The organism is Nocardiopsis sp. NPDC057823, assembly GCF_042797335.1.
Lineage (GTDB): Bacteria > Actinomycetota > Actinomycetes > Streptosporangiales > Streptosporangiaceae > Nocardiopsis > Nocardiopsis changdeensis.
The window spans coordinates 35,601-49,625 of record NZ_JBHVLR010000026.1 but is presented as its reverse complement, the minus strand read 5'-3'; the positions used below and the strand labels follow the sequence as shown (position 1 = coordinate 49,625).

The 14,025-nt window shown below is 74.1% G+C and carries 11 protein-coding genes; 9 read left to right on the top strand and 2 right to left on the bottom strand.

The features are described 5' to 3' along the window. Positions 1–9 precede the first annotated feature (9 nt). Positions 10–864 (top strand): alpha/beta fold hydrolase, encoded by an 855-nt coding sequence (locus ACFVNO_RS28840; protein ID WP_355266122.1) that lies wholly within the window; start codon positions 10–12, stop codon positions 862–864. Here ACFVNO_RS28840 and ACFVNO_RS28835 read toward each other — a convergent pair. After that, positions 845–1,468 (bottom strand): AAA family ATPase, encoded by a 624-nt coding sequence (locus tag ACFVNO_RS28835; protein WP_378897269.1) that lies wholly within the window; start codon positions 1,466–1,468, stop codon positions 845–847. The genes ACFVNO_RS28840 and ACFVNO_RS28835 overlap by 20 nt on opposite strands. A gap of 113 nt (positions 1,469–1,581) precedes the next feature. Here ACFVNO_RS28835 and ACFVNO_RS28830 point away from each other — a divergent pair, with 113 nt between their 5' ends. The 8 genes from ACFVNO_RS28830 to ACFVNO_RS28795 all read left to right on the top strand — a co-directional run bounded on the left by ACFVNO_RS28830 (position 1,582) and on the right by ACFVNO_RS28795 (position 12,680). After that, on the top strand, positions 1,582–2,757 hold the full coding sequence (locus tag ACFVNO_RS28830) for an ROK family transcriptional regulator (protein ID WP_220560205.1): 1,176 nt from the start codon (positions 1,582–1,584) through the stop codon (positions 2,755–2,757). Between the two features lie 280 nt (positions 2,758–3,037). Next, positions 3,038–4,180, top strand: coding sequence for a sugar ABC transporter substrate-binding protein (locus ACFVNO_RS28825; protein WP_355266118.1), 1,143 nt, complete (start codon positions 3,038–3,040; stop codon positions 4,178–4,180). Between the two features lie 84 nt (positions 4,181–4,264). Next, on the top strand, positions 4,265–5,062 hold the full coding sequence (locus tag ACFVNO_RS28820) for an ATP-binding cassette domain-containing protein (RefSeq protein ID WP_220560207.1): 798 nt from the start codon (positions 4,265–4,267) through the stop codon (positions 5,060–5,062). Beyond that, a complete protein-coding gene (locus tag ACFVNO_RS28815; RefSeq protein ID WP_378897264.1) occupies positions 5,062–6,342 on the top strand; it encodes a sugar ABC transporter permease in 1,281 nt (426 codons plus the stop codon). The genes ACFVNO_RS28820 and ACFVNO_RS28815 overlap by 1 nt, the downstream gene beginning before the upstream one ends. A 556-nt stretch (positions 6,343–6,898) precedes the next feature. Further along, positions 6,899–8,152, top strand: coding sequence for a styrene monooxygenase/indole monooxygenase family protein (locus tag ACFVNO_RS28810; protein ID WP_378897261.1), 1,254 nt, complete (start codon positions 6,899–6,901; stop codon positions 8,150–8,152). A gap of 151 nt (positions 8,153–8,303) precedes the next feature. Beyond that, complete coding sequence (locus ACFVNO_RS28805; protein ID WP_370634468.1) at positions 8,304–9,074, top strand: TSUP family transporter; 771 nt, start codon at positions 8,304–8,306, stop codon at positions 9,072–9,074. A 281-nt stretch (positions 9,075–9,355) separates the two neighbouring features. Then, on the top strand, positions 9,356–11,281 hold the full coding sequence (gene dxs / locus ACFVNO_RS28800) for a 1-deoxy-D-xylulose-5-phosphate synthase (RefSeq protein WP_355266106.1): 1,926 nt from the start codon (positions 9,356–9,358) through the stop codon (positions 11,279–11,281). Between the two features lie 40 nt (positions 11,282–11,321). Next, positions 11,322–12,680: an FAD-dependent oxidoreductase gene (locus ACFVNO_RS28795; RefSeq protein WP_378897258.1), complete on the top strand. Its 1,359-nt coding sequence runs from the start codon at positions 11,322–11,324 to the stop codon at positions 12,678–12,680. Here ACFVNO_RS28795 and ACFVNO_RS28790 read toward each other — a convergent pair. Further along, entirely contained in the window at positions 12,673–13,833 is a 1,161-nt protein-coding gene (locus ACFVNO_RS28790) for a neutral zinc metallopeptidase (protein ID WP_378897255.1), read from the bottom strand. The two genes, ACFVNO_RS28795 and ACFVNO_RS28790, sit on opposite strands and share 8 nt — an antisense overlap. Positions 13,834–14,025: the final 192 nt, after the last annotated feature.

Genomic DNA, 14,025 nt, shown 5'->3' with positions numbered 1-14,025 from the left:
GAGACCACCGTGACCACCGCCCCCCATCCGATCGACCTGGAGGTCCTGGCCGTCACCGCGCCGCGTGTGGCCGGCCGGCGGGCCCTGCGCCTGTGGACCGACCCGGGCGACACCTCCGCGGTCGACCGCGACCGCGACGTGCACGAACGCGCCCGCGTCGACCACCTCGGCCACCGGGGGTGGCGGGTCGCCGCCTACACGTGGGGCGAGGGCGCGCGCCCCGTCCTGCTGGTCCACGGCTGGGGCTCGCGCGCCGCCCGCCTCGCCCCGCTGGTGCGCGCCCTCACCGCCCGCGGGCACACCGTCGTCTCCTGGGACGCCCCCGGGCACGGCGCCACCGGCGGCCCCGCCGGGACCGTCCTGGACGCGCTGGCCGTCGCACGCCTGCTCCAGGAGCGGCACGGCGACTTCGCGGCCGTGATCGGCCACTCCCTGGGCGCGCTGTTCGCCACCCACCTGGTGCGCGAGGGGATCCGGACCGACCGGCTGGCCCTGCTGTCGGCGATGGCCGACTTCGAGGGCACCGTCGACGGCTTCGTGGCCGCCCACGGCTGGGGCCCGCGGGTGAACCGGGCACTGCGCCGCGCCATCGAGGACGACCTCTTCGACGGGGACCGGGACCTGTGGAAGCGCTACGCCACCGTCCGCGACGCCGACGCCCTGGACGTGCCGGTGCTGCTGTTCCACGACGTCGACGACCCGCTGATCCCCCACGCCGAGTCCGTGCGGATCCTCGCTGCGATGGGGGCGGGGGCCAGGATGGTCGGCACGGTCGGCCTCGGGCACAACCGCATCCTGGCCGACCCCGACGTGCTGGAGCGGCTCACCGCGTTCGTCGCCCCGGTCAGGGCCGAGGTGTGGTGAGGTCCGTCCCCCGCGTGTTGCCGACGACGGCGTCGGCGTGCTCCCGGGGGCGCTCGGCCGCGTAGAACACCGCCTCCTGATCGGCCCAGACCCGCCGGAAGGGGGCGTACAGCCCGGCGTCCCCGCGCGCGTCCAGCCGCCGGGCGCGCACCGCGTCGGGCGCGTCCACCCACACCGACAGGTCCACACGGGGGCGCACGATCCGAGCCCCGGAGCCGCACCCCTCCACCACCAGGACCCCGCCCGCCGCCACCGGCCCCGGCAGCGAGTACTCCTCCCGGGAGAACCGGCCGCGCGCCCAGTCGTAGCGCCGCCAGCGCGCCGCGCCCCCGCGGGCCAGCGGCTCCAGCACCCACTCCACCAGCAGCTCCGGTGCCCGCGCGAGTCCGTGCCACCCCGGGTACAGGTCGTCCATCGGCAGCACGGCGACCGCGGTGTCCCGTGCCGCCAGCGCCGCACGCAGCCGCTCCGCCACCGTGCTCTTGCCCGACCCGGAGCGCCCCTCCACGGTGACGACGCGCACGCGCCCGCGGTCGCCGGGGACGGCCGCGGCCAGCCGGTCGTCCCAGCCGGCCCGGTCGGTCTCCACATACAGAGCGGTCACGTTCGGACCCTAACGTGCGCGGGTGGGCGGTTTCCGCTTGCGTTCAATCCTTGTAGCATTCGACACAGAAGGCACGGTCGGACCGTGCCGCGACCGACCGGAAGGGACGCCCGGTGACCGACACCGCAGTGACGCCGGGGTCCCAGTCCGCCCTCCGGCAGGCCAACGAGCAGCGGGTCGTGGACGTCCTGCGCCGCGAGGGCACCCGCACCCAGGCCGAGCTGGCCCGGGCCACCGGCCTGTCCGCCGCGAGCGTCTCCAACATCGTGCGCGGCCTGCGCGCCGCGGGCACGGTCGCGGTCCACGACACCTCCTCCAACGGCCGCCGGGCCCGCGCGGTCACCCTGGTGCGCCCGCCGGGGACGGTGGTGGCGGTCGACTTCGCCCCCGAGCGGGTCACGGTCGCCGTCGGCGACAGCGAGGGCAACATGCTGGCCCGCGAGGAGATCGACTACGACGTGGCCGCCGACCCCGACCGCGGGGTGCGCCGGGCCTCGTGGCTGGCCGAGACCACCCTGCTGCGGGCCCGCATCGACCTGTCCACGGTGGGCTCGGTGGTGGCGTCGGTGCCGGGGCCGATCGACCCGCACGGCGGCGAGGTCGGCGGCATCTCCTGCCTGCCCCGCTGGGCGGGCTTCCGGCCGGCCGAGGCGCTGGGCGAGCGGCTGGGCGTCCCGGTCATCGCGGAGAACGACGCCAACCTCGCGGTCCTGGCCGAGCTCCACCGGGGCGCGGGCCAGGGCGCCGAGCACCTCATCCACCTGGTCATCGGCGACGGGGTGGGCGCGGGCATCATCGTCTCGGGCGGACTGTTCCGCGGGGCGGGCGGTACCGCGGGCGAGGTCGGGCACATCGCGCTGGACCCGCGCGGCCAGGTGTGCCGCTGCGGCAACCGGGGGTGCCTGGAGACGTTCGTGGGGGCCGGGTACCTGCTGGACATGCTGCCGCAGAACACCTATGTCTCCCACGGCCCCGGACCGGCGGCGGTGGAGGACCTGGTGGGCGCCGCCCGCTCGGGCGACCCGGGGTGCCGGCGCATCCTCGCGGAGGCGGGCACGGCGCTGGGCCAGGGCGTGGCGATCATGGCCAACCTGTTCAACCCCGACCGGGTGATCGTCGGCGGCGACCTGGCCGAGGCCGGCGAGCTGCTGCTCGACCCGATGCGGCGGGCCATGGAACTGGGGGCGCTGGGCAGCGCCCTGTCCCGGCTGGAGCTGCTGCCCAGCGCGCTGGGACGCGACGCCTCCCTGTACGGGGCCCTGCGCATGGCGGCGCAGAGCATCCACTGAGCCACGCAGAGTGCCCACGGGCCTCTCCTTGACCTTTCCGTGGTGAAGCTTTGTGTTGCCCGTACGTGGTCGTCCGTGTTCCTTCCGCGCATGCTGGAGGGGCGCCCTTCTTCACGAATACGCCCTGACCTGCGGTTTCTTTGATTTTAACTGCTGAACGCAAAGTCCGTGATGTTTCAGTTATGTGTTCAGGAGTTGACGACAAGCCTGCGGAGGGGTCTACTTCACAACATCACTCGCGAGTTCACATCCGTCCCCCGCACGTCAGAAAGGTGCAGCGTTGAGTACACGCACCGCACACCAGCGCAAGGTCGCCGGAGGCTTCGCCGCCGCCGGCGCCGCCCTCACCCTTCTCGTCTCCGGTTGTGGTTCGCTCACCACCTCGGGCGAGGACGCCGAGAGGGAGACCCACAGCATCGAGGAGGGCTTCCACGTCGGCCTCCTCCTGCCCGAGCTCCAGACCGCCCGCTACGAGGCGTTCGACAAGCCCTTCTTCGAAGAAGCGCTCGCCGAGCTGTGCCCCAACTGCGAGCTGTCCTACGCCAACGCCGACCAGGACGTCGACGAGCAGCAGACCCAGGCCCAGGCCATGCTCACCGAAGGGGTGGACGTCCTGGTCCTGGACGCGGTCGACTCCGCGGCCGCGGCCGGCACCGTCAGCGAGGCCCAGGCCCAGGGGGTCCCCGTGGTCGCCTACGACCGCCTCGCCCAGGGCGGCGTGGACATGTACGTCTCCTTCGACAACCACCGCGTCGGCCAGGTCCAGGCCGAGGCCCTGATCGAGGCCCTGGAGGAGCGCGGCACCGCCGGCGAGGGCCAGATCGTCATGATCAACGGCTCGCCCACCGACCCCAACGCCGCCGACTTCAAGGCCGGCGCCCACGAGATCTTCGACGGACAGGTCGAGATCGGCCAGGAGTTCGACACCCCGGACTGGTCCCCGGACCAGGCCAACAGCCAGATGGAGGGCGCCATCACCGCCCTGGGCGTCGATGAGATCGTCGGCGTCTACTCCGCCAACGACGGCATGGCCTCGGGCATCATCGCCGCGCTGCGCAGCGCCGGCGTGGACGTCGACGACCTGCCGCCGGTCACCGGCCAGGACGCCGAACTCGCCGGCATCCAGCGCATCATCGCCGGCGAGCAGTACATGACGGTCTACAAGGCCATCCAGCCCGAGGCGCAGGTCGCCGCCGCCATGGCCGTCGCCCTGGCCACCGGCACCGACCCCGAGCTCGGCGAGTACAACCTCGTCGACGTCGAGGACGCCAACGGCGAGACGGTCCCCTCCGTCCTGCTCGAGCCGATCGCGGTCACCGAGGAGAACGTCGGTGACACCGTGGTCTCGGACGGGATCTACTCCATCGAGGAGATCTGCACCGACGACTACGCCGACACCGACTTCTGCCAGGAAGCCCTCTAGGCACGGTGCGACGCCCCGACGGTGCGGGCGGGCCCCCGCCGCCCGCCCGCACCGGCCCGGGACGAGAGAAGAGATAACGAACGCATGAGTACACCAGTCCTGGAACTGTCCGGGATCTCCAAGACCTTCGGGGCGGTCCGCGCGCTCAGCGACGTGGACTTCCACGTCGCCGAGGGCGAGGTCGTCGCCCTCCTGGGGGACAACGGCGCCGGTAAATCCACGCTGGTCAAGGTCATCTCCGGAGCCCACCCCGCCGACAGCGGCGGCGTGATCCGCTGGGACGGCCGACCGGTCTCCATCGGGGCCCCCGCCGACTCCCAGCGCCTGGGCATCGCGACCATCTACCAGGACCTCGCCTTGTGCGACAACCTGGACATCGTCGCCAACCTCTTCCTGGGCAACGAGAAGCTCCACTTCCCCGGCACCCTCGACGAGGTCGAGATGGAGAGCCGGGCCCGGGAGCTCCTCGACTCCCTGTCGGTGCGCATCCCCAGCCTGCGCGTGCCGGTGGCCTCCCTCTCCGGCGGCCAGCGCCAGATCATCGCCATCGCCCGCTCCCTGCTGGGCCAGCCCCGCGTGGTGATGCTCGACGAGCCCACCGCCGCCCTGGGCGTCGCCCAGACCGCCCAGGTCCTCGACCTCATCGAGCGCCTGCGCGACCAGGGCCACGGCGTCGTCCTGATCAGCCACAACATGGCCGACGTCCGCGCGGTCGCCGACCGCGCCGTGGTGCTGCGGCTGGGCCGCAACGCCGGCGACTTCCCCATCGCGGAGACCAGCTACGAGGAGATCGTGGCCGCCATCACCGGTGCAGCCGACAACCCGGTGAGCCGCCGCACGCAGCGCACCGGTTCCTCGGCCCTGGCCACGGAGGACAAGTGATGACCCAGCAGACCCCGGTTTCCAAGGCACCCGGAGAGGGTGCGGCCGCCTCGGGCGAGCCCGCACGCGACCCCCGGCTGCTGACCACGGTCGCCTCGCCCAAGGGCTGGCTCCAGGCCCTGCGCCGCAACCTGCGCAGCGGTGAACTGGGACCCATCCCCGTCATCGTGGGGCTGCTGCTGATCGCCGTCGTCTTCCAGTCGATGAACGATCGCTTCCTGTCGCCGCAGAACCTGTCCAACCTGACCCTGCAGATCGCCGCCATCGGCCTGATGACCACGGGCGTCATCATGGTCCTGCTGCTGGGCGAGATCGACCTGTCCATCGGCTCGGTGGCCGGCCTGTCCGCGGCCGTCCTGGCGGTCCTGGCGGTCAAACAGGGCGTCCCCGAATGGGGGGCCATCGCCGCCGCGGTCGGCGTCGGCCTGGTCATCGGGCTGATCCACGGCACGGTCTTCGCCAAGGTCGGGGTGCCGGCGTTCGTGGTCACCCTGGCGGGCCTGCTGGGCTGGCAGGGCGTGCACCTGTACCTGATGGGCGCCGACGGCACCATCAACATCAGCCCCAACGGGGCGATCGCGATGCTCACCCAGACCTACTTCGTGCCGTTCGTGGGCTGGGCCATCGCGGCCATCGCGGTGGGCCTGTACGTCGTGTCGGTGGCCGTGGTCGAGCGGCGGCGCCGCCTGGCCGGCCTGCCCTACAAGCCGATGAGCGAGATCGCGTTCCGCGCCGCACTGCTGGCCCTGCCGATCCTGGGCGGGGTGTGGGTGCTCAACCAGTACAAGGGCGTGCCGCTGGCCTTCCTGATCTTCGTGGGCTTCGTGGTCGTCCTGGACCTGGTCCTGCGCAAGACCCGCTACGGCCGCATGGTGTACGCGGTCGGCGGCAACGCCGAGGCGGCCCGCCGCGCCGGCATCAACGTCGACCTGATCCGCATCTCGGTGTTCGGCATCGCCTCCACCCTGGCGGCGCTGGGCGGCATCATGCTGGTCTCCCGCAACTTCGCGGCGAGCGTGTCCACCGGCAGCGGCGCCGAGCTCATGATGGCGATCGCCGCCGCGGTCATCGGCGGCACCAGCCTCTTCGGCGGCCGCGGCAACGCCTACTCGGCGCTGCTGGGCGGCCTGGTCCTGGGCGCCATCACCTCCGGCCTGCTGCTGCTCCAGATGGACACCTCGGTGCGCTTCATGATCACCGCGGCCGTCCTGCTCATCGCGGTCATCATCGACGCCGTCTCCCGCAACGGTCGCAAGACCAACGCCAGGGGAGGCGCCTGACACCCGCGGTACCCAGACCCTCTCCCGGGAAGGAGGCGGCGCTCACTCCCCGCCGCCTCCGAGCCCCGGTCCGGCCCCGGTAGCCGGACCGGGGCCCTTCGCGTGCCCGACCCGGCCGTCCCGGGGAGGAGGCCGCGGGCCGGCCCGCCTGTGATGTGCGTCGCTTCGGGCGGAGGGTGCGCGGGGCGGCCCGGCGGGCGCGGGGGCGGAGCCGGCGTGGAGGCGGGCGGAGGGCGTGCCGGTCCGGCGGCGGACGGGGCGGGAGCGGTGCGCCACGGCGGTGAGCTGCGCGGACGCCCGTCCGGGGCCGCCGGCGCGGGACCGCGGACGCCTTCCGGCCCCCCGGAGGCCCGGCACGGCCGGAGGTCCCGGGCGCGCAGGGGCGAAGGTCCCGGTCGGCGGGGGTGCCCGACGGGCCCGCGGGCGCGCTGCTAGGTTCGCCGCGAAACCACCGCCCGCCCGGGGTCGCACACGGACCGCCACGTGTACGCCCCCTCCTCGTCGTGCCCCGGAACCGTCCGGGCCCCGCGCGGGCCCGAACCACGGAGCAAGGCACATGCGCAGAATCCTCGTCGTCGGCACCGGGCAGTCCGGCCTGCAGCTCGCCCTCGGCCTGCTGGCCGAGGACTACGACGTCACCCTGGTCGGCCCCGACGGCCCCGGGGAGATCCGCGCGGGCCGCATCACCTCGACCCAGTGCCTCTTCGGGCCCGCCCTGCGCCGCGAGCGGCGGCACGGCCTCTCCCTCTGGGAGGACCGGGCCCCGCGGATCCTCGGCGTCGGCCTGCGCGTCGCCCCCCAGGAGGGAGGCGTGCCGGGGCCGTCCTGGCTCGGGCGCCTGGACGAGCCCGCCCGCTCCGTCGACCAGCGCCTCAAGCTCTCCGCCTGGCTGGACCTCTTCGTCCAGGGCGGCGGCCGCCTGGTCCGCCACCGGGTGCACCCGACCGAGCTGTCCGCGCTCGCCGCCGAGTACGAGCTGGTCGTGGTGGCCACGGGCCGCGGCGGCCTCGCCGAGGTCTTCCCCCGGGACACCGCCCGCTCCCCGCACGACGCCCCCCAGCGTTCGCTGGCCCTGGTCTACGCCTCGGGGGCCGCCCCCCACCCCGACGGCCCGGCGCTCTCCCGCACCGCCGTCCCGGGCGCGGGCGAGGTGTTCAGCCTGCCCGTGCTGTCCCTGAACGGCCCCTGTGACGCGCTCATGGTCGAGGCGGTGCCCGGGGGTCCCCTGGACCGCCCGCTGCCCGCCACCGCCCACGCCGGGGACGTCCTGGAGCACCTGCTGCGCGTGGTGCGCCGCCACGCGCCCTGGGAGTACGAGCGGTTCGCCGGGGCCCGCCCGGCCGACCCCATGGCCGCCCTCACCGGCGGGTACGCGCCCGCGGTCCGCGAGCCCGTCGCCCGCCCCGGAGGGGGCGCGCCGGTCCTGGGCATGGCCGACACCGTGGTCGCCAACGACCCCATCACCTCCCAGGGCGCCAACATGGCCTCGCTGGCCGCCGACGTCTACCGGCGCGCCATCGTCGACCACGGGACGCGCCCCTTCGACGAGCACTTCATGCGCGGGGCGTTCGCCGAGTACTGGCGGCGGGCGCGCCAGGTCACCGCGTGGAGCCGGGTGATGCTCTCGGGGCCGCCGCACGTGTGGGAGCTGTACCGGCTGGCGGCCCGCCACCAGGAGACCGCCGACCGGTTCGCGAACTCCTTCGCCGACCCGACCGGGCTCATCGAGTGGTTCCTGCACCCGGAGCGGGCCCTGGAGTACATCGACGGGGTGTCCCGGCCCGCGTTCGCGGGCGGCCGCCCCCGCTGACCCCGCCGCCCCCGCGGGCGCGGTGTCCGCGGGGGCCCGCGGGAGGCGGACCGCGTCGGCGGCCCCGTACAGGCGGGCCGGGGGAGGGGTACATCCCATGTCCCTACCTCCCGAACCCGACCGGGAAGGTGCGGATGTAACGTCGCACCCCGTGCTCTCGGAATTCTTCTCGCCCTCCGGACACGGGGTGCTCCCGGCGGGCGACATCTGGACCTTCGCCGTCGTCGCCGCGCTCGCCATCGTCGTCGGGGCCGTGGTGCAGAGCACCGTCGGCCTGGGCCTGGGGCTGGTCGGCGCCCCCGTCCTGTCCCTGCTCGACCCCACCCTCGTGCCGGGGGCGCTCCTGGTCGCCGTCATCGTCCTGCCGGCCCTGACCCTGATCCAGGAGCGCGAGCACGTCGACTGGCGGGGCATCGCCTGGGGCCTGCCCGCCCGCCTGCCGGGAACGGTCCTGGGGGTGTGGGTGGTCGCGGCCCTGCCGCCCCGGGCGCTGGCCGGGGCGGTCGGCGCCATGGTGCTCATCGCCGTCGCCCTGTCCCTGCGGTCCTTCCGGGTGCGCATCACCCCGGTCTCCCTGGTCGCCGCGGGGGCCCTGTCCGGGTTCGCGGGCACCGCCACGTCCATCGGCGGGCCGCCCATGGCCCTGCTCTACCAGTACGAGGAGCCCGCCCGGGTGCGCGCCACCCTGGCCGCGTTCTTCCTGTTCGGCGGCGCCCTCTCCCTGACAGCGCTGGGGATCGGCGGGCAGCTCGACACCCGCACGGTGGTGGTCGGGGCGGCGGGGATCCCGCTGGTCGCCCTGGGCTTCGCCGCAGGCGTCGCCCTGCGCAGCCGGGTCGAGCCCGGGCCCCTGCGCCTGGGCATGCTCGCCGTGGTCGCGGCCTCGGCCGTCGCCCTGCTGGTCCAGGCGGTCCTCGGATAACCTCGGCGGGGCGGCGGAACGGCAAAGACTTCCCCGAGAACGGGTAATCTACCCCGAAAACCGTGCCGGGGGGCGGTGTCCCCGCGGTTCGAGGCCCGCCCCACCGGGGACGCGCGACCCGTGCACCCCGCCGCACCGGCACGCCCGGTGCCGGGCGGGACCCGTGGACGCCGCACCATAAACTCGGGTATGTATACCTGCCGGTAGCCAAACCCGGCCCATGTCAGGGGCCCGGTGCGGCAAACTCAACCGACACGCTGGACGAGGGGACTGACGAGACAGTGACACTGTTCGAGTCGATGCACAATCCGGAAGCTCTCAAGCGGCTTCCGGCCGATCAGCTCCCGGTCCTGGCCCAGGAGGTCCGGGACTTCCTGGTCGAGTCCTGCTCGCAGACCGGCGGGCACCTCGGCCCGAGCCTCGGCGTCGTCGAGCTCACGATCGCGCTGCACCGGGTCTTCGAGTCCCCCAAGGACCCCATCCTGTTCGACACGGGCCACCAGGCCTACGCGCACAAGGTCCTCACCGGCCGGCACGACTTCAGCAACCTCAAGTCCGAGGGCGGCCTGTCCGGCTACCCCTCCCGGGCCGAGTCCGAGCACGACTTCATCGAGAACTCCCACGCCTCCACCGCGCTGTCCTACGCCGACGGCATGGCCAAGGCCAACGAGGTCCGCGGCGTGCGCGACCGCACCGTCGTCGCCGTCATCGGCGACGGCGCCCTCACCGGCGGCATGGCCTGGGAGGCGCTCAACAACATCGCGGAGAAGAAGGACCGCCGCCTGGTCATCGTCGTCAACGACAACGGGCGCTCCTACTCCCCGACCCGGGGCGGCCTCGCCGACCACCTCGCCTCCCTGCGCATGGCCCCCGGCTACGAGCAGGCGCTGGACCTGGCCAAGACCACCCTCAACCGCACCCCCGTGGTCGGCCAGCCCCTCTACGAGGCCCTGCACGGCCTCAAGAAGGGCATCAAGGACGCCATCCAGCCCCAGATGATGTTCGAGGACCTGGGCCTGAAGTACCTCGGTCCCATCGACGGCCACGACGAGCCCGCGCTGGAGAAGGCGCTGCGCCGCGCCCGCGACTTCGGCGGCCCGGTGATCGTCCACGTCATCACCCAGAAGGGCAAGGGGTACGCCCCGGCCGAGAACCACGACGAGGACCAGTTCCACGCCCCCGGCCCCTTCGACGTCGCCACCGGCCGGGCCAAGCCCGGCTCCAAGGCCCTCAAGTGGACGTCGGTGTTCGCCGACGCCATGGTCGAGATCGGCGCCGAGCGCGAGGACGTGGTGGCCATCACCGCCGCCATGCTCCACCCCACAGGCCTGAACAGGTTCGCCGACGCCTACCCCGACCGCATCTTCGACGTCGGCATCGCCGAGCAGCACGCCGCCACCGCCGCCACCGGCATGGCCATGAACGGGCTGCACCCGGTCGTCGCCGTGTACGCGACCTTCCTCAACCGCTGCTTCGACCAGGTGCTCATGGACGCCGCCCTGCACCGCCAGGGCGTCACCTTCTGCCTGGACCGGGCCGGCGTCACCGGCAACGACGGCGCCAGCCACAACGGCATGTGGGACATGTCCATCCTCCAGGTGGTCCCCGGCCTGCGCCTGGCCGCGCCCCGCGACGCCGAGCGCCTGCGCACCCTGCTGCGCGAGGCCGTGGCCGTCGAGGACGCCCCCACCGTCGTCCGCTACCCCAAGGGCGCCGTCGCCGAGGAGCTGCCCGCCCTGGGCAAGGTCGGCTCCATGGACCTGCTGCGCCGCGCCGCCGACGGCGGCCACTCCGAGGACCTGCTCATCGTGGGCGTGGGCACCATGGCCCAGGTGGCCTGCGAGGTCGCCGACCGGATGGCCGACCAGGGCATCGGCGTCACCGTCATCGACCCGCTGTGGGTCAAGCCGCTGGACGAGGCGCTCATCGCCGAGGCCGCCCGGCACAGCGTCGTCGCCGTGGTCGAGGACAACGGCCGCACCGGCGCCGTCGGCGACGCCGTGGCCCGCCTGCTGCGCGACAACGACGTGGACGTGCCGGTGCGCACCTTCGGCATCGCCCAGGAGTTCCTGGACCACGCCAAGCGCGACACCATCCTCCAGGAGCAGGGCCTGACCCCGCAGGAGCTCTCGCGCAGGCTCACCGAGACGGTCTCGCGCCGCACCGAGGGCGCCGCCGACCCGGCGCTGGCCGACAAGTCGGCCTGACCGTCCCGGACGGGAGGGGTCCTGCTGCCAGAATGGGGGCATGACCTCTCCCGACGATCCCCGCGCCGGGGAACGACCCGCACCGCTCAAGGTGGCCGTCATCGGCTCCGGACCGGCCGGACTGTACACGGCCGACTCCCTGACGCGGCAGCGCAGGGTGCCGGTCCGCGTCGACGTCATCGACCGCCTGCACACCCCGTACGGGCTGGTGCGGCACGGCGTGGCCCCCGACCACACCAAGATCAAGGGCGTGGCCCGCTCCCTGCGGCGCATCCTGGAGCACCCCGACGTGCGGTTCACGGGAGGTGTGGAGTTCGGCGCCGACGTCACCCGGGACGACCTGGCCCGCACCCACCACGCCGTCGTGTACGCCACCGGGGCCGCCACGGACCGGCGCATGGGCGTGCCGGGGGAGGACCTGCCCGGCAGCGTCGCCGCCACCGACTTCGTCAACTGGTACTGCGGGCACCCCGACAGCGAGATGCTCCGGTTCGTCCTGGACAGCGAAGAGGTCGTGGTGGTGGGCGCGGGGAACGTCGCCCTGGACGTGGCCCGCATCCTCGTCAAGACCGCCGACGAGCTGCGGCACACCGACATCCCCCAGCCCGTCCTGGAGGTACTGGCGGCCAGCCGGGTGCGCACGGTCCACCTGCTGGCCCGGCGCGGCCCGCTCCAGGCCAGGTTCACCGCGCCCGAGCTGCGGGACCTGCTCGAACTGCCCGAGGTCGACGTCGTGGTGGACCCCGCCCAGGTCGACATCGACCCGACGGGGATCCGCGGCGAGGTCGCCCGCGCCGCCCGCACCAACCTGCGCCTGCTGAGCGAGCGCGCCGCCCTGCCGCCCAAGGGGCACCCGCGCGCCGTCCGCCTGCACTTCTGGTCCCGGCCCCTGGAGGTCCTGGGCGCGGACCGGGTGACCGGCGTGCGGGTGGAGCGCACCCGCGAGGACGGCGGGCGCCTGGTCGGCACGGGGGAGACCGCCGACCTGCCCGCGGGCATGGTGCTGCGCTCCGTCGGCTACGCGGGCGTGCCGATCCCGGGCGTGCCCTTCGACGAGGCGGCCCGCACCGTGCCCCACCGCGACGGCCGGGTGCTCGACGCCCGGGGCCGCGTCGTGCCGGGGGACTACGTGGCGGGCTGGGCCAAACGGGGCGCCACGGGCGTGATCGGCACCAACAAGTCCGATGCCGCGGCGACGGTGCGCTCCCTGCTCGACGACGCGCCCGCCCTGCTGACGGCCGCCCCCGACCTGGTGGACCTCGCGGAGGTGGTCGAGGGCAGCGACTACGGCGCCTGGCTGCGCATCGACGCCGCCGAGGCCCGCCGCGCAGCGGAGCTGGACCGCGGCGAACGGGTCAAACTCCACGGCTGGGCGGCCTACCGGGACGCCATCAGGTGACCTCGCCGGGGGCCGCGTCGTAGGTGTTGCAGCCGCCCACGGTGGCGTCGCTCCAGCCCTGCTCCAGCCAGTGGGCGCGGTTGGTCGCGGTGCCGTGGGTCGGCAGGTCGCCGCCGCCGTTGAAGTTCTCGTTGACCCACCGCAGGGACCGCTCGTCGGAGCCGGTGATGGCGCGCAGGCCGATCCCGGCCATGCACTCGGCCTGGAGCTCGGTGCGGCGCAGCGTGTCCAGCTCCTCCTCCTCGCTGGAGGACTTGCGGCGCAGGTCGTGGGAGATGTCGAGGATGCCGGTCACGTACTGCACGTGGTGGCCGTACTCGTGGCCCATGAGGGCGATCCACACGTCCTCGTGGGCCTGCGCGGGGATCTGCTCGCCGAGCGTGCGGACGTTGGGCAGGACCACGGTGATGCGCTCGAAGTCGCTCTCGTAGTAGGCCAGGGTGTACCCCTCCTCGTCGCCGGAGTCGGGGGACTCCCGGGTGACGGTGATCTCGGGGGTGTCCGCGCTCAGGCCGAGGTCGTCGAAGACGGGGGCCCACAGCTCGTCAAGGCAGTGGCCGGTGGCGGTGGCGAACTCCTGCCAGGAGTCGTCGGAGGCCGTGTCCAGCTCGGGGACGTCGCAGGCGACGTCCTGGGGGGTGGCGGCGTCGTACAGGGGGTGGTCGGCGATGTCGATCACGACCTGGGCGGGCGGCTCGGACAGCCGGTCGTCGTAGTGGGCGGCGAGGTTCTCGCCGGTGGGCGTCGGCTCGGGCCGCGGCGTCGTGGTCACGATGACCACGCTGGCCGCCAGCGCCGCCAGCGCGACGGTCGCCGCCACCGCGGACGCCGCCAGCACCCCGAGCCCGCGCCGCCTCGGCGGCGGGGGCGCGGGCGGCCCCCACTGCGGGGGCCCGGCGTACACCGGCGCGTACGGCGGCACGCCCCCGCCGTGCCACGGCCCGCCGTGGACCGGAGCCCCGGCGTACGGCGGCACGCCCGGCACCGCAACGCCCTGCGTCCCCGCGCCGTACGGCGGCACGTGCCCCGTGGTGTGCCCGTACGCCGGCGCCCCCTGCGGCCCGCCCGCGGCCCCGGTGTGCAGCGGGCCTCCCGGTGCCGGTGTGCCCTGCGGTGTTCCCGTGTTGCCCGGGTTCACGGCGTACGGCGGCACGTGGGGGTTCTGGTGGGTTGCCGGGGCTCCTGGGGTGTGCCCGGAGGAAGGTGTGCCTTGGGGGCCGTCTGAGGCCGTGGGGTGCGGCGGGCTGCCCGGTGCCGGTGTGCCCTGCGGTGTTCCCGTGTTGCCCGGGTTCACGGCGTACGGCGGCACGTGGGGGTTCTGGTGGGTTGCCGGGGCTCCTGGGGT

Excerpts from the sequence above, each read along its gene's own strand:
- ACFVNO_RS28820 (WP_220560207.1), top strand. The coding sequence starts at position 4,265 with ATGAGTACACCAGTCCTGGAACTGTCCGGGATCTCCAAGACCTTCGGG.
- ACFVNO_RS28815 (WP_378897264.1), top strand. The coding sequence starts at position 5,062 with ATGACCCAGCAGACCCCGGTTTCCAAGGCACCCGGAGAGGGTGCGGCC.
- ACFVNO_RS28810 (WP_378897261.1), top strand. The coding sequence starts at position 6,899 with ATGCGCAGAATCCTCGTCGTCGGCACCGGGCAGTCCGGCCTGCAGCTC.
- ACFVNO_RS28795 (WP_378897258.1), top strand. The coding sequence starts at position 11,322 with ATGACCTCTCCCGACGATCCCCGCGCCGGGGAACGACCCGCACCGCTC.